Genomic DNA, 23,694 nt, shown 5'->3' on the forward strand with positions numbered 1-23,694 from the left:
GCACGGATTACTGCTCACAGGCAGAGCACCTTCTTCTCCCGCCGGTAGCGCGGCAGGAGCAGCTTCATGACGAGCAGCAGCGGCTTCGGCGCGGACGCGGTCATCGTCGCGAACTCCTCCTCCGTGGCGACGTCGACGATGCGGGGCAGGGCGTAGCGGATGCCGGGCCCGCCACGCTGCGCGGCCTTCTCGACGACCGCCCACTCGGCCTGCGGGACGTAGCGGCGGATGACCGGGAAGAGGTCGCGCTCCTCCTCGGCGATGTGCTCGTCGAGCAGGTCCGTGAGGTGGATCAGCCGCTCGGCGAGGGGCCCGACCCGGCCGTCCGCCGCGGCGACGGTGAACGTGGCGCGGATGTCGTCGAGCACGGGGTCGAGGGCGGCGTGGTCGTCGGAGAGCGGGGCGAGGTCGACCTCGGCGCCCGCGTACCGCTCGAGGACCGGCCAGAGCACGTCGTCCTCGGTGGCGTGGTGGTGGTGGATGTCGCGGCAGAGCCCCTCGATCCAGGCGCCGAAGACGCGCCGTCGTCGTCCGGTGAGCGGGTCGGAGCCGTCGGCCCAGGCGGCGGCCAGCCCGGCCAGCAGGCGGGCGTCGCGGCGCATGATGCGGTGCGCGATCCGGATGCCGAGCAGGTCGGTGTCGGTGGTGAGGGCGGGGGCGGCGGTGCTGGTCACGGGGTTCTCCTGACTGCGGTGGGATGACGACGACGAGCCTGCGCGGCCCCACTTGGCGGCGACTTGGCGCCGACTGCTCAGCCGAGGACGGCCCGGCGGGCCCGCCCGCGCAGGAGCCGCAGCCGCAGCCGCCCGCGACGGTCGAGCCCGGCGGGCTCCCGGCCCGACTCGGCGGCGCGCCGCCAGGTGACCGCCGCGTCGGGCGCGGCGAGGTCGGCGCCGGCGACGGTGGCGACGAGGAGGTCGAGCAGGGCCGAGCAGCGCGTGAGCCGCGCGGCGTCCTGTCGCGTGGCGAGGGCGAGAGGCCGGGTCTGCAGGTCGCGCGTGGCCGCGGCGGCGACGACCCGCAGGTCGGCGACCACGAGGGCGTCGTCGCTGCTCAGCAGGGGCGCGAGGTGGCGGCAGAGCCGGTCGAGCCGGGCCCCGAGCGCCGCGGCCCGGGAGGTGCGCTGCGCGCCTGTGAGCACTAATCCGTGTCCAGGCACGGATTAGTGCTCACGAGCTTCGCACCTAGATGACCCGCGGCACCGGCCGGCCGGCGGCGTACTCCTCGATGTCCTCGACGGCGTCGGCGTACATCAGCGAGTAGGTCTTCGACGTGACGTAGCCGAGGTGCGGGGTGAGCACGGTGCGCGGGGCCGAGCGCCACGGGGAGTCCTCGGGCAGCGGCTCGACGCCGTAGACGTCGAGGCCGGCGCCGCCGATCCTCCCGGCCTGCAGGGCCTCGAGCAGGGCGTCCTCGTCGACGATCGGGCCGCGCGAGGTGTTGATCAGCACCGCGTCGGGGGTCATCAGCGCCAGGTCGTCGCGCCCGACGAGGCCGCGGCTGCCCTCGGAGAGCTTCATGTGGATCGTCACGACGTCGGAGGTGGAGAAGAGCTCCTCCTTCGTGACCGGGGTGACGCCGACGGAGCGGGCGTCCTCGGGGTCGAGGTGGCGGCTCCAGGCGACCACGTCCATCCCGAAGGCCTGCGCGACCGCGGCGACGGGCTTGCCGATGCCACCGAGCCCGACGACGCCGAGCCGGCGCCCCGCTAGGTCCCCGCCGAGCGTCTGCTGCCAGCCGCCCTCGCGGATGCGCCGGTCCTCCTGCGGCACGTGGCGGACCACGGCGAGAATGAGCGCCCACGTCATCTCGACGGTCGCCTCGTTGCCGTCCACCCCGCCGGTGCCGGCGACGGTGATCCCGTGGCGCGCGGCCGCGTCGGTGTCGATGGCGGCGTTCGCGGGGCCGGTGGTCACCAGCAGCTTCAGGTTCGGCAGGCGGGAGAGGACCTCGTCGGGAAAGGCGGTGCGCTCGCGCATCACCACGGCGACCTCGAAGGGCTGCAGCGCGGCGACGACGTCGTCGGGACCGCCGAGGTGGTGGTCGAAGCTCGTGATCTCGGCGTCGAGGCGCTCCCACCGCGCGTGGGAGAGGGCGACCTGCTGGTAGTCGTCGAGGATCGCAACCTTCATGGCCGCGTATGCCCCTCGCGACGAGGGCACACACCCGCCGTGACCTTCCCCGCCCCGCGCCGGCACCTCCTCCTCTACGCCGAGCGACCGGCCCGCCGGATGCTCCAGGTCCTCGCCGACCTCACCGTCCTCGTCTGGACGATCCTGGTGGTCAACGCGGCGATCGCGCTGCACGACCTCGTGCTCACGCTGCAGGCCCCCGGGCGCGGGCTCACCGACGCCGGGGAGCGGGTGCGCGGCGTGTTCACCGGCGCCGCCGACGCCGCGGGCGGCGTCCCGTTCGTCGGCGACCGGCTGGCGGGCGCCTTCTCCCCCGGCTCCGACGCCGGCGCCTCGCTGATCGACGCGGGCCAGGCGCAGATCGCGGCGGTGGCGGCCATCGCGACGGGCCTCGCGTGGCTCGTCGTGGTGGTGGCGGCGCTCCCGGTCCTGGTCACGTGGCTGGTGCTGCGGCTGCGCTGGGTGCTGAAGGCCCGGCACGCGGCGGCGGCGCGCGACCTCGACGTCGACCTGCTCGCGCTGCGGGCCCTCGTGCGGGGCGCCCCGGGACGGGTACGGAAGGCGGCCGGACCGGCCGGGGACGCCGCCGGGGCGTGGCGGCGGGGCGACCCGCGGGTGCTGCTCCGGCTAGCCGACCTGGAGCTCGGCCGGATGGGGCTGCGGGGTCCGACGTCGGTCGTGACCTCGGGCTCCGCGGTCGCCCGAGGGGAGCAGTGACCCGGGGATCCTCACCGGGGGGAGACCCCGACACGCCCTACCCTGCACCCGACCTCCGGGGGGAACCGGACCGTACGGGAGGGTAGGGGGCGTGGTCACCGTGGGTTCCGGTAGGACGGGCAGGTCGGGCGCCGCTCTCGCACGCGGCGCGGACGCGGTGCGCGCCCGGGTCACCGGGTTCGTCGCCCGCCGCTACCTCGCCTGGCGCAGCCGCCGCGGGCTCGACCCCATGAGCCTCATCCCCGACTACGCGCTCGTGCCGCTGCGCCGCAACGGCATGGACCCCGTGCCCGAGATGCGCGAGGCCCGGGAGGACCACCCGATCCGCGAGTTCCCGCTCCCGTTCGGGGTCAAGGCGTGGCTCGTCACGGGGCACGCGGAGGCGCGCGAGGTCCTCGGCGGCTCGCACGGGTTCTCCACCGACTTCGGCCACCTCGTGGGGCGCGCCGGGATCGGCTCGGGCCAGAACCCCGGCGGGCTCGGCTTCACCGACCCGCCCGAGCACACCCGCCTGCGGCACCTGCTGACCCCGGAGTTCACCGGCCGGCGCCTCTCCCGGCTGGGCCCGCGGATCACCGAGATCGTCGAGGGCCGCCTCGACGCGATGGCCGAGATGGCCGCCCGCGGTGAGGAGATCGACCTCGTCCGCGACTTCGCCACCCCGATCCCCTCGCTGACGATCTGCGAGCTCCTGGGCATCCCCTACGAGGAGCGCGACGAGTTCCAGGCGCTCTCGACCGCCCGGTTCGACCTCCTCGCGGGCGCCACGGCCGCCTTCGACAAGATTTCCGAGTCGCTCGTCTACCTGCGCGGCGTCGTGGCGCGGCAGCGGGAGTCGCCGGGCGAGGGGCTGCTCGGGATGCTCATCCGCGAGCACGGCGACGACCTCTCCGACGACGAGCTCGCCGAGCTCGCCGACGGCCTGCTCACCGGCGGGCTCGAGACCTCGGCGTCGATGCTGGCGCTCGGCGCGGTGATCCTGCTGCGCGACGAGGCCGTGGCCACGATGGTCCGCGACGAGCCCGACTCGGTGCACGGCTTCGTCGAGGAGCTCCTGCGCTACCTCACCGTGGTCCAGATCGCCTTCCCGCGGTTCGCGACCGAGGACATGACGATCGCCGGCGTCGAGATCGCCGAGGGCGACGGCGTGCTGGTGTCCCTGTCGGCGGCCGACCGCGACCCGCGGCTCACGCCGAACCCGGAGGTGTTCGACCCGCGCCGCCTGCCGTCGCCGCACCTCGCCTTCGGCCACGGCATCCACCGCTGCATCGGCGCGGAGCTGGCCCGCATGGAGCTGCGGACGGCCTACCCGGCGCTGCTGAAGCGGTACCCGGAGCTGGCGATGGCGGTCGACGAGCGGACGCTGCCGCTGCGGACGACGTCGATCGTCTACGGGGTGGATGCGCTGCCGGTGACGCTCGGGTCCTGAGCGTCAGCACTGCGGCCATGCTGACACTCAACGTCACAAACGCCGCCGGCTCACTAGGCTCCCGCGACGTGACCGACCGCCACGTCAGCCGGGCCCTCGACGTCGACGCCCCGCCCGCCGCCGTGTTCGACGTGCTGGCCGACCCCCGCGCCCACGGCTCCTTCGACGGCTCGGGCACCGTCCGCTCCGCCGTCGCCGGCCCCGAACGGCTCATCCTCGGCGCCCGCTTCGGCATGTCCATGCGCGTCGGGGTGCCGTACACGATCCGCAACGAGGTCGTGGAGTTCGAGCAGGACCGCCTCATCGCCTGGCGCCACCTCGGGCACCACCGCTGGCGCTACGAGCTCGAGCCCCTCGACGGCGGCCGCACCCGCGTCACCGAGACCTTCGACTGGTCCGACTCCCGCCTCCCGTGGGCGATCGAGCTCGTCGGCTACCCCGCCACCAACACCCGGGCCATCGAGAAGACGCTGCCGCGCCTCAAGGCCCACGTCGAAGGGCGTTCCTGACGATGCCGCATGCGCCGCTCGGCTCGGTGTCGCTGTACTACGAGGAGCACGGCTCGGGCGGGGTCCCGCTCCTGCTCGTGCCGGGCGGGCACCTGACGATCGACCTGAACTTCGCCGCCGTACTGCCGGGGTTGTCGTCCCGACGACACGTGGTGGCGGTCGAGCAGCAGGGTCACGGCCGCACCGCCGACGTCGACCGCGATCCGACGATCGCGAACCTCGGCGCCGACCTCGCCGGCCTGCTCGACCACCTGGGGCTCGAGCGGGTCGACGTCCTGGGCTTCTCCCTCGGCGCGCTCGCCGCGATGGAGCTCGCGGTCCGGCACCCGCAGCGCGTCGACCGGCTCGTGTTCGCCTCCGGCTTCGTCCGGCCCGGCGGCTACCACGCGGAGATCACCGACCCCGGGCTCTGGGCGACGTCGACCCGGATGCCGACCGAGGCCGACTTCACCGCGATGGTCCGCGAGCACGAGCGGCTCGCCCCGCCCGGGGCCGCCGGTTTCGACGCGGTCTCGCAGAAGCTCGGCCCGCACGTCATGGGCTTCACCGGCTGGCCCGACGACGAGCTCACCCAGGTCACCGCTCGGACGCTCGTCATGATCGGGGACCACGACTTCGTGACCCTCGAGCACGCCGCCCTCACCGTCGAGCTGCTCCCCGACGCCCGGCTCGCCGTGATCCCGGGCGCCACCCACAACGGGCTGATGCAGCGGGCCGCGGTCGTCGGGCCGGTCGTCGAGGACTTCCTGGCCCGCTGATACATGGCCCGTTTCTGACGTCCAGTGTCAGCATGGCCGCAGTGCGGACAACTCAGTCGACCGACGGGGACGACGCCTGCGCCCAGTACCGCCGCGGGATGCGCCCCGCCCCGCGGGCGAGCCGCCCCGACTCGACGGCCAGGCGCATCGCGGTCGCCATCGCCTCGGGGTCCGACGCCCGGGTGACCGCCGTCGCGAGGAGCACCGCGTCGCAGCCCAGCTCCATCGCCTGCGCCGCCTCCGACGCCGTCCCGATCCCCGCGTCGAGCACCACCGGCACGGGCGACGCCGCCACGATCATCTCGATGTTGTGCGGGTTGCGGATGCCGAGCCCCGTCCCGATCGGCGAGCCCAGGGGCATCACCGCGGCGCACCCGGCGTCGGCGAGCTTCGAGGCCAGCACCGGGTCGTCGTTGGTGTAGGGCAGCACCGTGAACCCGTCGTCGACGAGCTGTTCGGCGGCGTCGAGGAGCTCGATCGGGTCGGGCAGCAGCGTGCGGTCGTCGGCGACCACCTCGAGCTTGACGAGGTCGGTCTCCAGGGCCTCGCGGGCCAGCCGCGCCGTCAGCACCGCCTCGGCCGCCGTGCGGCACCCGGCCGTGTTGGGCAGGGCCTCGATGCCCAGGCGCGCGAGCAGCGCCAGCACCCCGGGCCCGCCGCCCGCGTCGAGGCGGCGCATCGCGACCGTGGTCAGCGCCGTCCCCGACGCCACCAGCGCCCGTTCGAGCACCGCCAGGTTGGCCGCGCCCCCGGTCCCCATGATCAGCCGGGATCCGATCTCCCGGCCGCCGATCACCAACGGATCGCCCATGTCGTTCAGCCCCCCTGCACCGCGGTCAGCACCTCGAGCACCACGCCGTCGCGCAGCGGGGTCGAGCCCCACGCCGCGCGCGGCACCACCTCGCCGGCCACCGCGACGGCCACCCCGCGCTCGGGCACCCCGTGGGCGTCCAGCACGTCGGCGAGCGTCGCGCCGGGGTCGACCTCAGTCGGCACCCCGTTGAGCTGCACGGTCACGACAACACCTCCAGGGCGGTGAGCCGGGCCGCCGAGCCGGCGGCCGCATCGTCGGGAAGGCCGCGGCCGGCGAGGAGCGTGGCGACGGCGTCGGCGGTCAGGGCGGTGAGCAGGATGCCGTTGCGGCCGTGGCCGAAGCAGGCGAGGAGCCCCTCGGGCGCCCCGGGAACGGCGCCGAGCACCGGCAGGTTGTCGGCCGTGCCGGGCCGGAACGACGCCGAGCACTCCTCGAGCGCGTAGTCGCCGATCCCGGGCAGCACCCGCTCGGCGTCGCCGAGGAGGTCGCGGACCCCGGCCACGGTCACGTCTTCGTCGAACCCGACCTCGTACTGGGTGGCGCCGAGCACCAGCCGGTCGTCGTCGCGCGGCACGGCGTAGACCGCGCGCCCGGACACCGCGGCCCGCACGGTGTGCCGGGGCGGCGGGAGCGACCCGGCGCGCGCCCGCAGGCGCAGGATCTCGCCCTTGACCGGCCGGACGAGGCCGTCGAGGGCCGGGTGCAGCGTCGCCGACCAGGCGCCGGCCGCGACCACCACGCGGGAGGACTCGAGCACCGACCCGTCGTCGAGCTCGACCCCGGTGACCGCGCCGCCCGCGTCGTGGACCCGGACCGCCGACGCGGGCCGCTCCACCACCCCGGCTCGCCGGGCCGCCTCGCGGAGCGCGGCGAGGAGCAGGCGGTTGTCGACGGCGAGGTCGTCGGGCACGGCCAGCCCGGCGCGCACCGCGGGGCCCAGGGCGGGTTCCCGACGACGCGCCTCGCGGCCGGTCAGGCGCTCGGCGTCGCGTCCCCAGTCGCGCAGGTGCGTGACGATGCGGTCGAGGTCCTCCCGGTCGGCGGAGTCGACCACCACGGCGAGCGTCCCGTCGGTGCGCAGCCCGACCCGGCGGCCGGACGCCTCCTCGACGGCGGCGGCGAACCCCGGCCAGCGGGCCAGCGAGGCCGCGCCGAGCTCGAGCAGCTCCCGCTCCCCCGGCCACGCCTCGGTGACGGGGGCGAGCATCCCGCCGGCCACCGACGAGGCCCCCGACCCGGGCGACGGGTCGACGAGGACCACCTCGGCGGCGGCGTGGTCGCGCGCGGCGACCCACGCGGCGGTCGTCCCGACGACGCCCGCGCCCACGACGACGATGCGGTCCCTCACCTGCAGTTCCCCTCCCTGCGCCGGCATGACCCGGATCAGGTTCGACGGTCGGGACCCCTGGCTCGGTCCCCTCTCAGCCCGGCCGTCCGGGCTCCCGTGTGACGCTTCCCAGCGTACGCGCCGGACCCGTCCGCCGAGCCCGGTCGAGCGCCCGGACGTGGGCTAGCGTCGCTCCCGATGACCATCACGAATCGTCGGAAACGGCTCGCGGGCGCCCGGCTGTACCTCTGCACCGACTCCCGCCGCGACCGCGGCGATCTCGCGGAGTTCGCCGACGCCGCCCTGCGCGGCGGGGTGGACGTCATCCAGCTGCGCGAGAAGGGCATCGAGGCGCGCGACGAGCTCGACGCCCTGGCGGTCCTCGCCGACGCCGCCGAGCGCCACGGGGCGCTGCTCGCGGTGAACGACCGCGCCGACGTCGCCCTCGCCGCCGGCGCCGACGTACTCCACCTCGGGCAGGACGACCTCCCGGTGAGCTGGGCGCGCCGCGTGGTCGGCGACGACGTGCTCATCGGCCGCTCCACCCACGACGAGGCCCAGGCCGCCGCGGGCGCGACGGAGGCGGGCGTCGACTACTTCTGCACCGGCCCGTGCTGGCCGACCCCGACGAAGCCGGGCCGGCCCGCCCCGGGCCTCGACCTGGTGCGCGCCACCGCGGCCTCGGGGACCGAGCGGCCGTGGTTCGCGATCGGCGGGATCGACCACGACCGGCTGCCGGAGGTCGTGGCGGCCGGCGCCACCCGGGTCGTCGTCGTGCGGGCGATCACCGAGGCCGGAGATCCCGAAGAGGCCGCCCGCAGCATCGCGGACGGCCTCTCGGGGTAGAGCGCGGCTAGTTGCCGGTCGCCCCGCCCTGCTCGTTGAAGCGGGGCAGCACCGACGGGAGCGGGTTGCCGACCCCGTTGCGGGGCGTGGTGGTCGCCGGGGCGCGGGTGGTCGAGCTCGGCGCCTGCGTCGCCTGCTCACCGTCCTCGGTGCCCGAATCCGCCGACGTCGTGGTGGGCGCGTCCGAGCTGTCGCTCTCCTCGGGCGCCGACGTCTCGCTGGTCGGCGGGGCCTCGGTGTTCTGCCCGAAGATCGCGCCGACCGACGTGCCGGACGTGCCACCGGAGAGCGGGTGCCCGGTGGCCGACTCGACCGCGAAGCTCGCGAGCAGCCCGATCGCGAAGATGCTCGCGGCCACGCCGGCCAGGGTCGCGTAGGTCTTCCAGCCGAAGCGGCGCTTCGTCGGCTCCTCCGCGGCCGGGGCCATCCGGGTCGGGTCGTCGCCGGGTCCCGGGCCGCCCAGGTAGGCGGTGGGCGCCCCGCCGGGGGGCGAGGGCGGGCCGAGCGGCATGCGGGCGGTGGGCCCGGCCATCGGACGGCCGTCGGGGCCGAGGGGCGGGACCACCTGGGTGGGCCGTCCGTCGGGCGTGCGGGCGTCGGGGATGCGCCGCGTGTGGTCCTCGGCCACCGGCCGTCCGGCCGGGTCGAGGCGGGTGGTGACGGTGCGGCCGCCGGCCCGCAGCTGCTGCGGGCCCCCCGGCATCCGCTGGGTGGGCGCGCCGGGCGGCATCGGCCCGGGCCGTCCCGGCATCGGTGCGCCGTAGGGCGGCGACATCGGGGCCTGGCCCATCGGGGCCACCGGGCCCTGGGGTCGTCCGGTGCGGGGTGCCGGCGGGGCGCCGCCGCCGGCCACCTTCGCCACCGCCGTCGCGACCTTGGACCCGGCCACCTGGTTGACCACCAGCCGCGACTTCACCGCGTCGCGCGTGCGTTCGAGCGAACGCTGGTAGAGCGCCGTGCCGACGGTGGAGATCACTGACGCCGCCGCCGCACCGCCGATCGTCCCGATGACCCCGAGGAAGGACCCCAGGATCGCCGCGGTGGCCGCCGCGAGGGCGCCGGCCATGATCTGCGGAAGTGTCGGCCCGCTCGCGGGGGCCTTCTCCTCGGTCGTCGCATCGGTGGTGGTGACTCCGCCGCGGGGCGGGGTCGAGGTCCTCGGTGTCGGGTCTGGCATGGCTCCCAGGGCTCGCGGTCAGATCGGGGTCGGTCGGCATCGGGTGCCGAGACGTCCCGGCACCCACGTCTACGGACGCACACCACGATGCCATCGTGGCCCCGTGGTGAGAACCTTCACCCCCGTGCTCCGGGCAGCGGGAGCACCGGAGCAACCGGTTGGGCCGGACGGGTCACCACGAGGTCGATCCGTGGGCGCGCGACACTGGGCCACATGTCCTGGAGCACCTTCGTCGCCCTCGGCGACAGCTTCACCGAGGGGGTCGGCGACCCCGACCCGCAGACGGGAACCGAGCGGGGCTGGGCCGACCGCGTCGCCGAGCACCTCGCCGCGGCGTCCCCCGGCCTGCGGTACGCGAACCTCGCCGTGCGCGGCCAGCTGCTGGAGACGATCGTCGCCACGCAGCTCCCGCCCGCCCTCGCGATGGCCCCCGACCTCGTCAGCATCTGCGCCGCCGGGAACGACCTGCTGCGCCCGTCGGCCCGCCCCGCCGACCTCGCCCGCCGGCTCGACGACGCCGTCGGCCGCCTGCGCGGGTCCGGCGCCGAGGTGCTCGTCTTCACCGGGTTCGACACCCGCTCGACCCCGGTGGTCGACCTCGTCGGGCGCCGGCTCGCCACGATGAACGAGCACATCCGCGAGATCGCCGCCCGCCGCGGCGCCCGGCTGGTCGACCTCTGGACGATGGAGACCCTCGCCGACCCCCGCACCCGCGCGGACGACCGGCTGCACCTCAACCCCGACGGCCACCGCCGGGTCGCGGCCCGGGTCTGCGAGGTGCTCGGGGTGCCCACCGACGACGACTGGCGCGACCCGTGGCCGCCCGCCGAGCGCCCACCGTGGGTCCGCCGCCGCGAGGAGGACCTGCGCTGGGCCCGCACCCACCTCGTGCCGTGGGTGGGCCGGCGCCTGCAGGGCCGCTCGACCGGGGACGGCCGCCCGCCGAAGCGTCCGGAGCCGGTGCCGGTCCGCTGACTGGTCCCGCTGGGTGTCAGCGATGGCACATCGCTGACACTCGACGTCAGTCCGGCGCCACGCTCGACCCGGCATCGGCCACCACCGGGTGCCGCGGCCCCGGGTGCCCGGGCGGCAGCGCCGAGCGCACCAGGGGCCACGACCCGAGCACGCACACCGCGACCAGCGGCCACGTGAGCACCACCTGGGCGATCCCGAGCGCCACCACCTGGTCGGTCGCCCACAGCGCGAGGAAGACGACGAGGCGCACCACGTACTGCGCCGCCCACAGCCAGCTCGCCCGGCAGTAGCCGCGCACGAGGTCGGGGTCCAGCCGCCACGCCCTCGGCTTCCCCAGCGCCGTCCCGACGACGAGGCCCAGCAGCGGCCACCGGATCGCGATCGAGACGAGCCACGCCGCGAGCGACCCGGCGTTCGCGACGATGCGCGGGAGGAAGAAGTCCTGGGCGCGCCCGGTGTACAGCGCGATCAGCGTCGCGCCGACCGCCAGCAGCAGCCCCACCGCCACGGCCCGCGGCCGCTCGCCGCCCCGCCAGCGCACCACGGCCAGCACCAGCGCGAGCAGCACCGAGGCGAGCCCGCCCAGCAGGATCGGCTCCGGCCAGCCGAACGCCGAGCCGGCCAGCCAGACGACGACGAACGCCACCGACGGCGCCGCCGCGTCGAGGAGCCCCCGGCCCGACGACGCGAGGATCTCCCGCAGGGGGTCGTCCCGTCGCCGCAGCACGCCCCCAGCTTAGGTAGACCTCAGTAGGTCTGCGCCCCCGTCCCCATCGCCCGGAACTCGGGGGACGGGGTCGAGGGCGAGGACACGTCGACGAGCAGGCCGTTCGGGTCGGTCACGAGCATCCGGCGCCGCCCGTAGAACTGGTCGCGCGGCGGCGCCACGACGAGCAGTCCCTGCCGGCGGGCCTCGATGTGCAGCGCGTCGACGTCGTCGACCACGAAGGTCAGGACGATGCCCGCCGGGTCGGCCCGGTAGGGCGGGGGCACCATCTCGTGCCCCACCGCCCAGACGGCGAGCTCACAGGGGACGTCGTCGCCGGGCCCGTCGCTGGGCGAGCGCAGCGCCACGTAGAAGTCGCTGTCGAACGCGACCTCGAAGCCGAGCAGTTGCACGTAGAAGTCGCGGGTCTCGGGCAGCCGGTCCGACAGGATCGTCGGGAACGCTCGGCGCAGCGCCATCCTCGGGCCTCCTCGCTGGGGTGCGCCCCATCATGGGCGATCACAGCCTGTCAGCCGGTCTCGGCCCCCACGCGGTCGAGCGCGTCGATCACCACGGCGCCGACGGTCACCCGGATGACGGCCCAGCACGCCTCGGTGAGCTGCGCCCCCAGGTGCTCGACGAGGGCGCCGTGCGGCTCGTCGAGCCAGTGCGCGGCCGCCGCGTCGACCATCCCGACGAGGCCGTAGGCCAGCGGGTGCGCGGAGGCGGGCGGCATCTCGGCGCCCAGCGAGCCGTCGACGAGCATCTCCGCGACGTGCGCGGAGACCACGCTGCGCACGTTGGTGCTCGCGGTCTCCACCGAGTCGTCGCCCGTGGGCAGCGAGTTGCGCTTGAGGTACTTGTAGACGTTCGCGTGCTCGGAGAGCCACCGCAGGTGCGCCGCGATGGCGCGCTCGAGCATCTCACGCGGGCGCCCCGAGGGCCGCCACACCGGCTCCAGCTCCGCCACCAGACGCTCGACCGAGCGCGCCGCGATCGCGGCCTGCAGGTCGTCCTTGCCCTCGAAGTGCCGGTAGAGCCCGGGCCGCGAGACCCCCGCCTGCGCGGCGATCTGCTCCGTCGTCACGTCGGGCCCGTGCTGCTCGATCGCGACCACGGCCGCGTCGACCAGCTCGAGGCGTCGTGCCTCCCGATGCCCCGCCCAGCGTCGGGTCCGTCCGTCCATCTGTTCCAGAGTGACCCCGACTCGCGAGTAGCACCAACTATGCGAGACACCGTGTACGGGGTACAGTCGGTCACCATGACGATCCTGGACCGCGACCACACCGCGACCCGGCTGCTCACGGCGAGCGCGCGGCACTCGCTGGACCCGGCGATCGAGGTCGACTGGGACGCCCCGGTCGACGCCGCCGGCTGGGCGACGATCCCGGAGCGGGTCTCGCTCTACGGCACCGAGCTGTGGGACTCCCTCGACGAGGAGCAGCGCCGCACGCTGTCGCGCCACGAGGCCGCGAGCCTGCTGTCGGTGGGGCTGTGGTTCGAGGTGATCCTCATGCAGATGCTGGTGCGCCACGCCTACGCGCTCGACCTGCGCCGTCCCCACGCCCAGTACGCGCTCACCGAGGTCGGCGACGAGACCCGGCACTCGGTGATGTTCGCCCGCGCGGTCGACGCGCTCGGCTGCCCCGACTACCGCCCGCACGGCGCGCTGCACCGCCTCGGTGGCCTCTACGGCCACCTCGGCAGCGGCGCGAGCATGTTCGCCTCGGTGCTCGTCGCGGAGGAGGCCACCGACCGGCTGCAGCGCGAGTCGATGCACGACGACCGCGTGCTCCCGCTGATGCGCGCCGTCGCCCGGGTGCACGTGGTGGAGGAGGCCCGCCACGTCCGCTTCGCCCGCGAGGAGCTGCAGCGCATCGTCCCCACGCTGACGAAGGCGCAGCTCGAGCGCGAACGCTGGCTCACGGCGCTCGTCGGGACCGAGGTCGTCAACTCGCTGTGGCAGGCGCGGGTCTACCGCGGCGTCGGGCTCTCGGGCCGGGTCGGCCGCAAGGCCGCCCAGGCGAACCCGCACCACCGCGAGACCCGACGCTTCATGCTGGAGAAGGTGATGGCGTTCCTGCGCGAGGTCGGCATGGTCGGCGGCCCGTCCGAGCGCCTCTGGCTCCGCCTGCTGGCCTGACCGCGTCGGAGCGAACGGCACTCTCGCTCGCGTAGAAGCAGCGAGAGTGCCGTTCGCTCCGGCGAACAGCGCTAGAAGGGCCGCCCACCCTTGATCGCCACCCGCTCCGCGACCCGCACGTGCGAGCCGTAGTCGCCGACCGCGTAGTGCTGGGTGGCCCGGTTGTCCCAGAACGCCACCGTGCCCTCGGCCCACCGGTGGCGGACCTGGAACTCCGGGGTGTGCGCCTGGGCGTAGAGGTGGCGCAGGAGCGCCGCCGACTCCGCCGGGTCCATCCCGACGATGTGCGTGGTGAACGAGGCGTTCACGAACAGCGTCCGCTGTCCGGTCTCCGGGTGGATCCGGACCACCGGGTGCTCCACCGGCGGGAACGTCTCCTCGAGGTTCGCGAGCTTCTCCGGCTCGAGGAAGCGGGCGAAGCCAGGGACCATGTCGTGCACCGCGACCGCGTCGTCGATCCGCGCCTTCACGTCGTCGGCGAGGTTGTCGTACGCCGCGGCCATGTCGGCCCACATCGTGTCCCCGCCGAACGGCGGCGTGGTGATCATCCGCAGGATGGCCCCCATCGCCGGCGCGGTGCGGAACGACGTGTCGACGTGCCAGATGTTCTCGTAGGTCTGCGGGCCGTCGCCGCCCTTGGCGAAGCGCACGACGCTCGGGTCCTCGCCTGCCTCGAGCAGCGGATTGGTCTCGAGCTCGCCCCAGTTCAGCGCCATCGCCCGCTGCTGGGCACTGGTGAGGTGCTGGCCCGGGAAGAACAGGACCTTCCAGGTGATCAGCGCGCGGTGGATCTCGGCGCGCAGTCGGCCGGACAGGGGCTTCGAGAGGTCGACGTCGGTGATCTCGGCGCCGAGGGTCGCCCCGACCGGGGTGAGCGTGAAGTCGTCGAAACAGTGCTCGTCGTCCTGCAGGCGCCGCAGGCGCCGCTTCCCCTCGAGGAGATCGATGGCGGGGGTGGCACGGGGACGGTCGAGGGACTGTTCCGTACCGACCCGCCCGCCGGGGACACCGGGCTCGAGCAAGGTCGTCACGGACGCTGATCCTCTGTCATGAAGGGTCGCCTCACAACCGTTGGCCGTCGGCGTCTCACCGATCGGAGCCCGACTCGCGATCCGCACACGGCCGACACGCGTTCGACACGGTTCCGCGATCAGGTGGAGACACCACGAACCGGACGGTTCCGGCGGGTGAGACGGAGGAGGACGAACGGTGACCGACCTGGCAGTGCCCCCGACCGCGGTCTCGAGCCCGAGGACCGCGACGACCCCGGCGACCGCTGCGACCCCGGTGAGCGCGGCGAGCGCGGTCCGGCGGCTCTCGGTCCTCGTCGTCGGGCCCCGGGCGGCGGCGCGCGGCGGGATCGGCAGCGTGCAGTCCGTCCTGGAGCGGCACACGGCGGTGCTGGCCGACCTCGACCTCGTCACCACCCACCGCGACGGACCCGCCGGGCCAGCGCTGCGCACGATGGTCGTCGGGGTCCTCGACGCCGCCCGCCGCCTGGTCACCCACCGCCCCGACGTCGTCCACATGCACGTCTCCCAGCGCACCTCGGTGCTGCGCAAGGGCGTGCTCGGCCTGCTGGCCCGCGCCCTGGGGGTGCCGGTGGTGATGCACCTGCACGGATCCGGGTTCCTCGACTGGTTCGACGGCCTCCCCCGCCCGGGGAGGGCGATCGTCGGGATGCTCCTGCGCCCGCACCGCCCGGTGGTGCTCTCCGAGACCCTGCGCGCGCCGTACGCCGAGCGGCTCGGCATCCCGGTCGAGCGCGTGCTCGCGCTGCCGAACCCGGTCGAGTGGCCGCCGACGCTGGAGACCCAACACGCCGACGAGGTGGTCCCGGCGGTCTTCCTCGGCCGCTTCGGCGCCCGCAAGGGCATCTACGACCTCGTCGAGGCCTGCGCCCTGCTCGGTCCGGAGCAGCGGCGGCGCCTGCGGCTCACCGCGGCCGGCGACGGCGAGGTCGACGAGGTGCGCGCCGCGGTCGCGGAGGCGGGGGTCGGCGACGTCGTCGAGGTCCGCGAGTGGCTCGACCGCGCCGAGCGCGACGACCTGCTGCGCCGCGCCCAGGTGCTCGTCCTGCCGAGCTCGCACGAGGGCCTGCCGATGGCGGTCCTCGAGGCGATGGCCTACCGCGTCGCGCCGGTGGTGACCCCGGTCGGCGCCCTGCCCGAGGTGGTGCGCGACGGGGTCAACGGCGTCGTCGTGCCCGTCGGCGACCCGGCCGCCCTGGCCCGCGCGCTCACCAGCCTGATCGACGACGACGAGCGCCGGCTCGCCCTGGCCGTGCATGCCCGGGCCGACGTCGAGCCGTACGCGGCGCCGCAGTGGGCGGAGCGTCTGGTGGCCATGTGGGCAAGCCCCCGTGAGCACTTTGCGGGGCTATAGCCCCGCAAAGTGCTCACAAGCGATTGAGCACAAAAAAGTACGGCGGCGAGTCCCGCAGGTCCATGCAGCCCAGCACGGTCGACTCGGAGACGCGACGGAACACGTCGTTGATGGGCCGGGCGTCGTAGATCATCGTCGCGCTGGCCACCCCGCGGAACTCGGTGGTCCGCAGCCGCGCGGTGTAGCGGGACGTCGCGAACACGGGGCGACCGGCGGTGATCACGCGGTGCAGCCACGGCTGACGCGCCGCCGCCGGGAGCGGCATGTTCATCGGCACCCGCGCCGGGTCGACGGGGTAGACGTCGCTGCGGTCGGCGTTCCAGAACAGCAGCGGGTGGACCTCGTCGGGGCCGTCGAAGCGCTTGCCGGCCCAGCCGGTGGCGGCGAGCAGCCCGTCCATGGGGTGGCCGGTGGGGAACTCCTCGCCCCGCCACTCGCCGAGCATGTCGGCGACCGGCACCGCGTCGAGCGAGTCGAACAGCGCCAGCGCCTCCGACGGCGACACCGGGGTGCGGGCCTGCAGGGCGGTGAAGTCCTCGACCGTCGTCATGGTGGCAGTCTGCCAAGACCTGTTCGCGTCGTCACACGATCGGCGGCGTGACGATCACGTCGCTCGCCGCGTCCCACGGTCATGACCACCCCCGCCACCTCCACCCCCCGCCCGGCCTCGGAGCTCGGCTCCGCCCACGGCAAGACGACGATCGCCGACGCGGTCGTCTCCAAGGTCGCGGGCCTCGCCGCCCGTGAGATCCCCGGGGTCGCCGGGTTCGGCGGCTCGGCCTCCCGCGCCCTCGGCGCGATCACCGAGCGCATCCCCGGCGGCCGCTCGTCCTCGAACCGTGGCGTCTCGGTCGAGGTCGGCGAGACCCAGGCCGCGATCGACCTGACGATCGTCGTCGAGTACGGCGTGGCGATCGCCGGGCTGGCCACCGCCATCCGCGCCCACGTCATCTCCGCCGTCGAGCAGATGACCGGCCTGCAGGTGGTCGAGGTCAACATCGACGTCACCGACCTCCAGCTGCCCGGGGACGAGTCCGACGACGAGCCCCGGCAGCCGGAGTCGGCCCGCGTCCGCTAGCGCGGCTGCGGGACGCGGGCGGCGCGCCCGAGGAGGTCGTCGAGCGTGGCGACCAACGACGCCGCCGTCCGCCCCGCGACGGTCTCCAGGACGTTCCGGAGGTCGCGCAGGTGCGGCACCGGGTCCTGGCAGGCCCGCGCGAACGGCGCGACGGCGAGGATCTCGGCCGCCGCGATCAGCTCGTCGAGGGCGTGCTCGCGCAACCCGTCGTCGACCAGCGCGTCCAACTGGACCAGAGCAGTGCGGGCCACCATGCGGATTCGGGTGGCATCGGACATCAGACTCACGGCGAGTGACACTAGAGCTACGCTGAGTGAGTAGGTCGAGAGTTCACTCGACCGATGCCTCAGGCCGGGGTGTGCACCTCGAGGAAGCTCGCGATCGACTCGCGGGCGGCGTCGTTGTACTCCTCGGCCTTCCACCGCTCCACCAGCGTCGCGTCGGGCGCCACGTCGACGAGCATCTCCGACGCCGAGGCGGGGTGCGGCTCGTCGCCGCCCGCGAAGACGAGCAGCGGCACGTCGAACCGGGCCACGGCCTCGTCGGGAACGCTCCACAGCCGGTTGTCCGAGCCGTAGAGGTTGTCGCGGAAGCCTTCCCAGTCCTTCTCCGTGGCCTCCGGGTGCTGCGGGGCGGCCGCCTCCGCGAAGTCGTCGAACGAGCGGTGGAAGAGGTCGCGGTTGCCGTCGAGCCCGATCGGCTGCAGCAGCACCCCCGACGCCACCCGCTCCGGCGCCCGCTCGATCAGCTTCGCGATGAACGCCCCGCCGATGCACATCCCGAGCAGGTGGCAGCGCTCGATCCCGAGGTGGTCGAGCAGCGCGAGGTGGTCGTCGGCGTAGGAGTCCCAGCCGTCGGCCGCCGTCACCGGCGCCCACGACTCCCCCGCGTTCCGCTGGTCCATCAGCACCACGCGGTAGTCCGAGGGCAGCGAGCCCGGCACGTCCCACGGCGCGTGCGACCACCACTCGACGCCCGACTTCAACCCGCCCGGCGCGAACGCCAGCACGGGGAACCCGTCACCCTGCTCCTCGTACCGGATTCGGACCTCGCCCTGCTCCATGATCGCCATGGGCAGGTCTTCCCGACGACGGGTCGGGGCACGCCTGCGGGTCCTCGCCGTCGGGGAGATCACGGTCGTGCGTGATTCGGCGGACCACCTCGCGCCTGATTCGGCGTCTCGACCGCGGCGCGGGACGAGCGTTCAGGCGGTCGAATCGCAGGAGGGTGCGGGTGAAGGACGCGAATTCCATACTCCACCGCCGGAATCGATCCGCACAATATTGTGTCGAGGTCGGCCTGGACCGACGAGCCGGCTACTCATGTCGGGCCTCAACCTAGGAACCCTGGGTGTCGCACCGACGCCGACGTTCGCCACATCGTGGCGATGTCGGCTTTCATCAGGCTTTCACTAGGCCGAACGGGGACTACAGGGCCGGGAGAATCACTGAAACTGGATCTCTGAGTCACAGCTCGTCGAGTCGACGTTGCGCGACCGGGAAGGCACGCACGGCCACTCCGGATCTCTTTCCAGAACGAACACAGCCTTCTTCACCTACCGAGCGAGGTCAATCGACTACGGTCAGCAGAATAGCGGTGGACGCGACTCGACCGGCCACCGGAAATGCTGTAACAACGACCGGGCCGTCGTCGAATGGCTGATGAACGTCCGATTCCGCCCTTGTCCATCGAGCAGCGCGGAAGCGGTCAGCGGGAGACGCACACCCGAGGGGGCCTCGGGCGGTCCAAGCCAGGGGGGAACCATGAACTCGACTCGCGCACGAGCGGCTCGCGCCGCAAGGAGCAGGCTTGTCGGCCGACCGATCCGGTCGCCGCAGGCGCTGAGGGCCGCCTTCGCCGTCGCGCTTGGTGCAGGGGTGCTGTTCCACGGCGGCCAGCGGCCCGCCGAGACCGTCGAGGTGGCCCCGGGCGGGATCACCCTGGTCGCCGCGGACACCGACGAGCCCGTCGAGTCGCCCGCCGAGGGCGGCGACGGCGATGGCGATCAGGGCGCGCCCACGAGCGAGGTCACGAGCGAGGTCACGACGGCGGAGGTCCCTCAGGACGACGGCCTCGAGGACGGCCCGCAGGGCGACGACACCGCCACCTCCGAGGAGACGGGGGACGGCGAGGAAGCCGTCGAGGTCGGGGAGGACGACGCAGACGGCACGGCCGGCGAGGAGAGGCTCGGCACCCCGGCGGCGGAACCGGTCGCCGGAGAACGGCCGCAGGACGTTGGCACGACGGGCGCGACGGCGTCGCCTCCGACCCCCGACGGGGCCGGCGCGCCCGCCGCGACGAACCCTCCGCCCTCGACTCCTGACCCGACCAGGGCACCCAGCACGGCGGCGGCCGAGCCCGGCGCCACCTCCCGCGGCACCACCGACAGCACCGCCGACAGCAGCACCGACCTGGCGCCGACCGCTGTCGAGCGGTTCGTCGACGACCTGACGTCGGCGGTCGCCGACCCGGTGGCCCAGGGCACGGCGGTGATGGCGAGCCTCCTCGGTCTCGGCGCAGACGGCCCCGCCGACCCCGGGCCTGCAGCGGCGCTGCTCCTGGCCGCGATGGCGCGTCGTGGGCAGGGCACGCTGACGAGCGGGCCGAGCGCCGCCCGGCTCGGGCAGGTCGGCGACGCGGAGAACGCCCTCACGCTCGGAGCCCCGGCGACCGGGGCCGTCACGACCGTGCTCCCCGGCCAGCTGATCGAGGTCGTCCCTGGCCCCGACGGCACGAGCTTCTACCTCGTCAGTCAGCAGTACGACGAGGCCGCCGGCGCGACGACCACCTACGTCATGGTCGTCGACACCGCCGACCCCGATGCGGCGCCGATCACGGTCGCGGTGGCTGGTTATCCCTCCCTGATCTCCCCCGGTTCCGACGGCGCCGTCACCATCGTCACCTACTCCCACGACGACACCACCGGCTCGTACACCACTCACATCAACGTCGTCGACCCCGCGAACCCCGAACCCGTCTCGATCCTCACCGCTCCCGGGCACCCCTACCGGCTCCTGACCGCGGCCGACGGGACCATGACGGTGATCAGCTCCGCCAACGACCCGGACACCCGGCAGCACACCACCTACGTCACGACTGTCGACTCTGCCGACGTCGCCGGCGCCCCGGTCACCCATGCCCTCCCCGGCTACCCGCACGAGGTCCAGCAGGGGGCCGACGGCACCCTCACCGTCATCACCGGCGAGTACGACCCGGACACCGGGTTCTCCATCACCTACGTCACGGTCCTGGGTCCCGGCCTCGCTCCCATCACCGCCGACATTCCCGGCTCCTGGCGCCAGACCACGTCGGGCCCGGACGGCACGCTGCTGGTCGTCGCCGATTCGTACGACCGGGCGACCGAGCGCTTCACAACACACCTGGCCATGGTCGATCCGACCGACCCCACCGCGGCGCCGGCCATCGCGACGTTCCCCGGTTCCCTGTACCGCCTCGAGCCGCAGCCCGACGGGACGCTCGCCGTCATCACCTACGACCAGGTCGTCAACACCTTCACCACGCACGTCGCGTTCGTCGACCCATCCGACCCCACGGCACCGCGGGCGAGCGTCACCCTCCCCGGGCTCTTCGAGCGGATCGAGCCGGGCCCCGACGGCACGACCACCGTCATCAGCGAGGAGCGCTCCTATATCGACGACACGTCTGCCACGCACGTCGCCTTCGTCGACGCGAGCGACCCGGACGCCGTGCCGGTCGTCGCCACGCTCGCCGGGCGGCTGGACCGCATCGACACCGGCCGCGATGGCACCGCCCTACTCGTGACGTACGCGTACGACCGCAGCACCAACAGCATCACCACCCGGGTCGCCCTGATCGACCCGCGCGATCCCGACGCGGTCCCGATCTCGAGGACCCTCCGCGGAGGGAACCCAGAGATCGTGCGCCGTACGGACGGCAGCCTGGCGGTCGTCACGACCGAGTACCACCAGGCGACCTACTCCTCCACAACCCACATCGCGGTCCTCGACCCCGCCGCCCCCGATGCGGCGACCACCAGCCTCTCGGGGTCGCGCTACACGGTGGCGACCGCCGACGGGAGGGTCGTCACGTTCCTGTACGAGAACGACCAGGCGACCGGAACCACCCGCCTGACGCCCGTCGACTTCACCGACCCCGAGCCCGGGCCCGCAGTCGGCCCCATCACGCTGCGCGGCTCACTCCGCCAGGTCGAGCCGAATGCCGACGGCACCTTCACCGTCTTCACGAGCGAGTACGACGCCGCCACAGGCATCGACACCACCCACGTCGCGGTGGTCGACCCGGCCGATCCGACCGCCACCCGGGTCGTCGGCGCCATGCCGGGCTCGCTCGACCGCATCGTCGCCGGTCCGGGCGGCGTTCTCACGGTCGTCACCGAGGAGCGCGACGCCGCGGACGAGACCGTCCACGTCGCGGTCGTCGACCCCGGTCAGCCGGACCGGGCCCTCATCGTCACCACGCTGCCTGGCCAGCTGCGCGACGTCCTGACCGACGCCGACGGCACCACCATCGTCGTCACGGCCGAGTATGGTTCCGGGACCGCGCGATACACCTCGCACATCGCATTCGTCCGCCCCGGCGAGGCGACGCCCACGGTCATCAGCGCCCCCGGCCTCGCACACGTGACGGAGGGCGTCGACGGCGTCCGGTACGCCCTGGTGTCCGACTACGCGTCGGGCACCACGACCATCTTCACGTTCGACCCGGCCCGACCTGACGCCGATCCCGTCACCGTCTCCGGGTCCGGGGGCTACCTCCAGGCCGGCCCTGCCGGCACGTACTACGTCGTCACGTCGACCTACGACGCCGGGACGCAGAGCTCGCGCACCGGCGTGTTCCTGTTCGATCCGGCCGCGATGGACGGAGCGGTCATCACCCCGCTCGCCCCGGCGCTCCCCGGGTCGCCTCACCGCATCACGGTCGCCCCCGACGGCGTCCTCACCGCGGTCACCTACGACTACGCCGGTGGGTCCACGACGGTGACGGTCGTCGACACCACCGACCCGGGGGCCGTCCCGGTCACGACGACCCTGCCGGGGTACCTGCACGAGCTGACGACCGACCCCGACGGTCTCCTCACCGTCACCACGAAGGAGTACGACAGCGCCACCGGGACGGAGAGGACGCACGTCGCGATCATCGACCCCAGCGACCCGGACGCGATCCCGGGCACGACCACCGTCGACGGGTACTACGGGGTCGAGCGTGTCGTCCGGGGCCCGGGCCGCACCGCGTTCGTCGTCTTCCAGACGTACGACCCGGACTCCGGCACGTCGACCACGGGTGTGACCGTTCTCCGGGTCCTGCCCGGCACCGCCGCCAACGAGCCACCGGCGCCGGGCGACGGGCCGGTCGCCGGGCAGCCGAGCGCCGACGGGTCGGTCGTCGTCGACCTCGGCGTCGCCGACCCGGACGGCGACGCCCTCGAGGTCGCCGTCGATCCGACCGACGCGCCCGACCCGGCCCTGGGGTCGGTCACGACCAACCCGGACGGCACCGTCACCTACACCCCGACCGCCGAGGCCCGCCACGACGCCGCCCGCGCGGCCGCCACCGGTGGTGCGCCGGTCACCGACAGCTTCACCATGCTGGTGTCGGACGGCCGCGGCGGGCAGGTCCCGGTGCTCGTCACCGTGACCATCGCCCCGGGCAACGTCGCCCCCTCGACGCCCCTCGTCCCGCCGACCGTTCCGGTCACCGACCGCCGCCGCGGCGGGGCGGTCACCGGCAACGCGGGCGTCGACGACGCCGACGGGGACGACCTCGCCTACGCCGTCGACGAGCCGGCCGAGCACGGGACGGTCACCGTCGACCCGGCCTCCGGCGACTGGACCTACGTGCCGACCGCGGCCGCCCGCGCCGCCGCAGCGGGGGGCGGGCCCACGACCGACACGTTCACCCTCCTCGTCGACGACGGCCACGGCGGCCTCGTCTCCGTGCCCGTCACTGTCACGATCTCCCCCAACGAGACCCCGGTCGCCGCCGACGACCTCGCGCTGGCGACCGACCCGACCACCGGCATCGTCACCGGTGGTCCCGTCGCCACCGATCCCGACGGCGACCCCCTGGCGTTCGCGGTGCCCGAAGGCGGAGGACCGAGCCGCGGGACCGTGGTCGTCGACCCCGTCACCGGCGCCTTCGGCTACACGCCGACCGCGCAGGCCCGCCACGCCGCCGCCACTGTCACCGCTGACACGGCACGGACGATGGCGGCGCGGGTCGCGGTGGTCGACTTCACCACCGACACCTTCACCGTCGACGTCGTCGACGACGCCGGCCTCCACACGCTGGTCCTCGTCACCGTCCCGATCAGCCCGCAGAACGATGCGCCCACCGTCCTCCCGTCGCTACCGGCGACGAACCCGACGACCGGCGCGGTCACCGGCGACCTCGGCACCACCGACGCGGACGGGGACACCCTCGAGTACACGGTCGGCACGGAGCCGACGCGCGGGGGCGTCGTCGTCGACGCGGCCGGCCGCTGGACCTACACCCCGACCGACGTCGCCCGGCGTGCCGCCGCATCCGGCGGACCCACCACCGACACCTTCACCTTGCTCGTCTCCGACGGACACGGCGGTGTCCTCCCGGTCCCGGTCACCGTCACGATCGTCCCGGCGATCACGACGAACCCGCCCGGCCCGACGAACCCGCCCGGCCCGACGAACCCGCCCGGCCCGACGAACCCGCCCGGCCCG

General features: G+C 74.2%; 24 protein-coding genes and 1 riboswitch. Of the genes, 10 read left to right on the forward strand and 14 right to left on the reverse strand.

The window, feature by feature from the left end:
• Nucleotides 1–14: 14 nt before the first annotated feature.
• The 3 genes from ACFPBZ_RS21980 to ACFPBZ_RS21990 all read right to left on the reverse strand — a co-directional run bounded on the left by ACFPBZ_RS21980 (nt 15) and on the right by ACFPBZ_RS21990 (nt 2,132).
• Nucleotides 15–674 (reverse strand): hemerythrin domain-containing protein, encoded by a 660-nt coding sequence (locus tag ACFPBZ_RS21980; protein WP_378038250.1) that lies wholly within the window; start codon nt 672–674, stop codon nt 15–17.
• A gap of 77 nt (nt 675–751) precedes the next feature.
• Nucleotides 752–1,141: a hypothetical protein gene (locus tag ACFPBZ_RS21985; RefSeq protein ID WP_378038251.1), complete on the reverse strand. Its 390-nt coding sequence runs from the start codon at nt 1,139–1,141 to the stop codon at nt 752–754.
• A gap of 43 nt (nt 1,142–1,184) precedes the next feature.
• Nucleotides 1,185–2,132, reverse strand: a complete 948-nt coding sequence (locus tag ACFPBZ_RS21990; protein ID WP_378038252.1) for a D-2-hydroxyacid dehydrogenase family protein — start codon at nt 2,130–2,132, stop codon at nt 1,185–1,187.
• 39 nt (nt 2,133–2,171) lie between these two features.
• Here ACFPBZ_RS21990 and ACFPBZ_RS21995 point away from each other — a divergent pair, with 39 nt between their 5' ends.
• The 4 genes from ACFPBZ_RS21995 to ACFPBZ_RS22010 all read left to right on the forward strand — a co-directional run bounded on the left by ACFPBZ_RS21995 (nt 2,172) and on the right by ACFPBZ_RS22010 (nt 5,545).
• Entirely contained in the window at nt 2,172–2,849 is a 678-nt protein-coding gene (locus tag ACFPBZ_RS21995) for a hypothetical protein (RefSeq protein ID WP_378038253.1), read from the forward strand.
• A gap of 229 nt (nt 2,850–3,078) precedes the next feature.
• Nucleotides 3,079–4,278, forward strand: a complete 1,200-nt coding sequence (locus tag ACFPBZ_RS22000; RefSeq protein WP_378038299.1) for a cytochrome P450 — start codon at nt 3,079–3,081, stop codon at nt 4,276–4,278.
• Nucleotides 4,279–4,346: 68 nt separating this feature from the next.
• On the forward strand, nt 4,347–4,787 hold the full coding sequence (locus ACFPBZ_RS22005; protein WP_378038254.1) for an SRPBCC family protein: 441 nt from the start codon (nt 4,347–4,349) through the stop codon (nt 4,785–4,787).
• Between the two features lie 2 nt (nt 4,788–4,789).
• Nucleotides 4,790–5,545, forward strand: coding sequence for an alpha/beta fold hydrolase (locus tag ACFPBZ_RS22010; RefSeq protein ID WP_378038255.1), 756 nt, complete (start codon nt 4,790–4,792; stop codon nt 5,543–5,545).
• A gap of 52 nt (nt 5,546–5,597) precedes the next feature.
• Here the strand turns inward: ACFPBZ_RS22010 and thiG are convergent, their stop codons facing one another.
• The 3 genes from thiG to thiO all read right to left on the reverse strand — a co-directional run bounded on the left by thiG (nt 5,598) and on the right by thiO (nt 7,734).
• Nucleotides 5,598–6,356, reverse strand: coding sequence for a thiazole synthase (gene thiG, locus ACFPBZ_RS22015; protein ID WP_378038256.1), 759 nt, complete (start codon nt 6,354–6,356; stop codon nt 5,598–5,600).
• Nucleotides 6,357–6,361: 5 nt separating this feature from the next.
• Nucleotides 6,362–6,562 carry a sulfur carrier protein ThiS gene (gene thiS / locus ACFPBZ_RS22020; protein ID WP_378038257.1) on the reverse strand — a complete coding sequence of 67 codons (201 nt, stop codon included), beginning with the start codon at nt 6,560–6,562 and terminating at the stop codon, nt 6,362–6,364.
• Complete coding sequence (gene thiO, locus ACFPBZ_RS22025; protein ID WP_378038258.1) at nt 6,559–7,734, reverse strand: glycine oxidase ThiO; 1,176 nt, start codon at nt 7,732–7,734, stop codon at nt 6,559–6,561. The genes thiS and thiO overlap by 4 nt, the downstream gene beginning before the upstream one ends.
• Nucleotides 7,703–7,814, reverse strand: a riboswitch (TPP riboswitch). Its footprint overlaps the gene before it by 32 nt.
• A 70-nt stretch (nt 7,815–7,884) precedes the next feature.
• Between thiO and thiE the strand changes: the two genes are divergently transcribed.
• Nucleotides 7,885–8,532 carry a thiamine phosphate synthase gene (gene thiE, locus ACFPBZ_RS22030; protein WP_378038259.1) on the forward strand — a complete coding sequence of 216 codons (648 nt, stop codon included), beginning with the start codon at nt 7,885–7,887 and terminating at the stop codon, nt 8,530–8,532.
• Between the two features lie 7 nt (nt 8,533–8,539).
• On the opposite strand, the gene ACFPBZ_RS22035 is transcribed toward thiE, so the two are convergent.
• Nucleotides 8,540–9,598: a hypothetical protein gene (locus ACFPBZ_RS22035; RefSeq protein ID WP_378038260.1), complete on the reverse strand. Its 1,059-nt coding sequence runs from the start codon at nt 9,596–9,598 to the stop codon at nt 8,540–8,542.
• 324 nt (nt 9,599–9,922) lie between these two features.
• Between ACFPBZ_RS22035 and ACFPBZ_RS22040 the strand changes: the two genes are divergently transcribed.
• The gene (locus tag ACFPBZ_RS22040) at nt 9,923–10,684 is read left to right on the forward strand and encodes an SGNH/GDSL hydrolase family protein (protein ID WP_378038261.1); all 762 of its coding nucleotides are present in this window, start codon (nt 9,923–9,925) and stop codon (nt 10,682–10,684) included.
• Nucleotides 10,685–10,730: 46 nt separating this feature from the next.
• Here ACFPBZ_RS22040 and ACFPBZ_RS22045 read toward each other — a convergent pair whose 3' ends face one another.
• Genes ACFPBZ_RS22045 through ACFPBZ_RS22055 form a run of 3 tightly spaced genes read right to left on the reverse strand, consistent with a single transcriptional unit; the run spans nt 10,731 to nt 12,576 of the window.
• Nucleotides 10,731–11,411 carry a DUF3159 domain-containing protein gene (locus tag ACFPBZ_RS22045; RefSeq protein WP_378038262.1) on the reverse strand — a complete coding sequence of 227 codons (681 nt, stop codon included), beginning with the start codon at nt 11,409–11,411 and terminating at the stop codon, nt 10,731–10,733.
• Between the two features lie 20 nt (nt 11,412–11,431).
• On the reverse strand, nt 11,432–11,869 hold the full coding sequence (locus ACFPBZ_RS22050) for a VOC family protein (protein ID WP_378038263.1): 438 nt from the start codon (nt 11,867–11,869) through the stop codon (nt 11,432–11,434).
• A gap of 50 nt (nt 11,870–11,919) precedes the next feature.
• Nucleotides 11,920–12,576, reverse strand: a complete 657-nt coding sequence (locus ACFPBZ_RS22055; RefSeq protein WP_378038264.1) for a TetR/AcrR family transcriptional regulator — start codon at nt 12,574–12,576, stop codon at nt 11,920–11,922.
• 75 nt (nt 12,577–12,651) lie between these two features.
• Between ACFPBZ_RS22055 and ACFPBZ_RS22060 the strand changes: the two genes are divergently transcribed.
• Nucleotides 12,652–13,533, forward strand: coding sequence for an AurF N-oxygenase family protein (locus ACFPBZ_RS22060; RefSeq protein WP_378038265.1), 882 nt, complete (start codon nt 12,652–12,654; stop codon nt 13,531–13,533).
• Between the two features lie 71 nt (nt 13,534–13,604).
• Here the strand turns inward: ACFPBZ_RS22060 and ACFPBZ_RS22065 are convergent, their stop codons facing one another.
• Nucleotides 13,605–14,555: a TauD/TfdA dioxygenase family protein gene (locus ACFPBZ_RS22065; RefSeq protein ID WP_378038300.1), complete on the reverse strand. Its 951-nt coding sequence runs from the start codon at nt 14,553–14,555 to the stop codon at nt 13,605–13,607.
• A gap of 187 nt (nt 14,556–14,742) precedes the next feature.
• Between ACFPBZ_RS22065 and ACFPBZ_RS22070 the strand changes: the two genes are divergently transcribed.
• Entirely contained in the window at nt 14,743–15,918 is a 1,176-nt protein-coding gene (locus ACFPBZ_RS22070; protein WP_378038266.1) for a glycosyltransferase family 4 protein, read from the forward strand.
• A gap of 13 nt (nt 15,919–15,931) precedes the next feature.
• On the opposite strand, the gene ACFPBZ_RS22075 is transcribed toward ACFPBZ_RS22070, so the two are convergent.
• Nucleotides 15,932–16,468, reverse strand: coding sequence for a DUF4334 domain-containing protein (locus ACFPBZ_RS22075; protein ID WP_378038267.1), 537 nt, complete (start codon nt 16,466–16,468; stop codon nt 15,932–15,934).
• Nucleotides 16,469–16,549: 81 nt separating this feature from the next.
• Here ACFPBZ_RS22075 and ACFPBZ_RS22080 point away from each other — a divergent pair, with 81 nt between their 5' ends.
• Entirely contained in the window at nt 16,550–16,996 is a 447-nt protein-coding gene (locus ACFPBZ_RS22080; RefSeq protein ID WP_378038268.1) for an Asp23/Gls24 family envelope stress response protein, read from the forward strand.
• Here ACFPBZ_RS22080 and ACFPBZ_RS22085 read toward each other — a convergent pair.
• On the reverse strand, nt 16,993–17,283 hold the full coding sequence (locus ACFPBZ_RS22085; RefSeq protein ID WP_378038269.1) for a hypothetical protein: 291 nt from the start codon (nt 17,281–17,283) through the stop codon (nt 16,993–16,995). The two genes, ACFPBZ_RS22080 and ACFPBZ_RS22085, sit on opposite strands and share 4 nt — an antisense overlap.
• 59 nt (nt 17,284–17,342) lie before the next feature.
• The gene (locus tag ACFPBZ_RS22090) at nt 17,343–18,068 is read right to left on the reverse strand and encodes an alpha/beta fold hydrolase (RefSeq protein WP_378038270.1); all 726 of its coding nucleotides are present in this window, start codon (nt 18,066–18,068) and stop codon (nt 17,343–17,345) included.
• An 805-nt stretch (nt 18,069–18,873) separates the two neighbouring features.
• On the opposite strand from ACFPBZ_RS22090, the gene ACFPBZ_RS22095 reads away from it, so the two are divergent.
• Nucleotides 18,874–23,694 (forward strand): Ig-like domain-containing protein (locus ACFPBZ_RS22095; RefSeq protein ID WP_378038271.1); only part of this gene is annotated, 4,821 nt, incomplete at its 3' end.

The organism is Actinomycetospora atypica (assembly GCF_042653685.1).
GTDB classification, from domain to species: Bacteria; Actinomycetota; Actinomycetes; order Mycobacteriales; family Pseudonocardiaceae; genus Actinomycetospora; species Actinomycetospora atypica.

Coding starts and splice junctions, on each gene's coding strand:
- ACFPBZ_RS22060 (WP_378038265.1), top strand. CDS start 12,652: ATGACGATCCTGGACCGCGACCACACCGCGACCCGGCTGCTCACGGCG.
- ACFPBZ_RS22090 (WP_378038270.1), bottom strand. CDS start 18,068: ATGGCGATCATGGAGCAGGGCGAGGTCCGAATCCGGTACGAGGAGCAG.
- ACFPBZ_RS22035 (WP_378038260.1), bottom strand. CDS start 9,598: ATGGCCGGCGCCCTCGCGGCGGCCACCGCGGCGATCCTGGGGTCCTTC.
- thiE (WP_378038259.1), top strand. CDS start 7,885: ATGACCATCACGAATCGTCGGAAACGGCTCGCGGGCGCCCGGCTGTAC.
- thiG (WP_378038256.1), bottom strand. CDS start 6,356: ATGGGCGATCCGTTGGTGATCGGCGGCCGGGAGATCGGATCCCGGCTG.
- ACFPBZ_RS22050 (WP_378038263.1), bottom strand. CDS start 11,869: ATGGCGCTGCGCCGAGCGTTCCCGACGATCCTGTCGGACCGGCTGCCC.
- thiO (WP_378038258.1), bottom strand. CDS start 7,734: ATGCCGGCGCAGGGAGGGGAACTGCAGGTGAGGGACCGCATCGTCGTC.
- ACFPBZ_RS22055 (WP_378038264.1), bottom strand. CDS start 12,576: ATGGACGGACGGACCCGACGCTGGGCGGGGCATCGGGAGGCACGACGC.
- ACFPBZ_RS21990 (WP_378038252.1), bottom strand. CDS start 2,132: ATGAAGGTTGCGATCCTCGACGACTACCAGCAGGTCGCCCTCTCCCAC.
- ACFPBZ_RS22000 (WP_378038299.1), top strand. CDS start 3,079: ATGAGCCTCATCCCCGACTACGCGCTCGTGCCGCTGCGCCGCAACGGC.
- ACFPBZ_RS22040 (WP_378038261.1), top strand. CDS start 9,923: ATGTCCTGGAGCACCTTCGTCGCCCTCGGCGACAGCTTCACCGAGGGG.
- ACFPBZ_RS22010 (WP_378038255.1), top strand. CDS start 4,790: ATGCCGCATGCGCCGCTCGGCTCGGTGTCGCTGTACTACGAGGAGCAC.
- ACFPBZ_RS22075 (WP_378038267.1), bottom strand. CDS start 16,468: ATGACGACGGTCGAGGACTTCACCGCCCTGCAGGCCCGCACCCCGGTG.
- ACFPBZ_RS22080 (WP_378038268.1), top strand. CDS start 16,550: ATGACCACCCCCGCCACCTCCACCCCCCGCCCGGCCTCGGAGCTCGGC.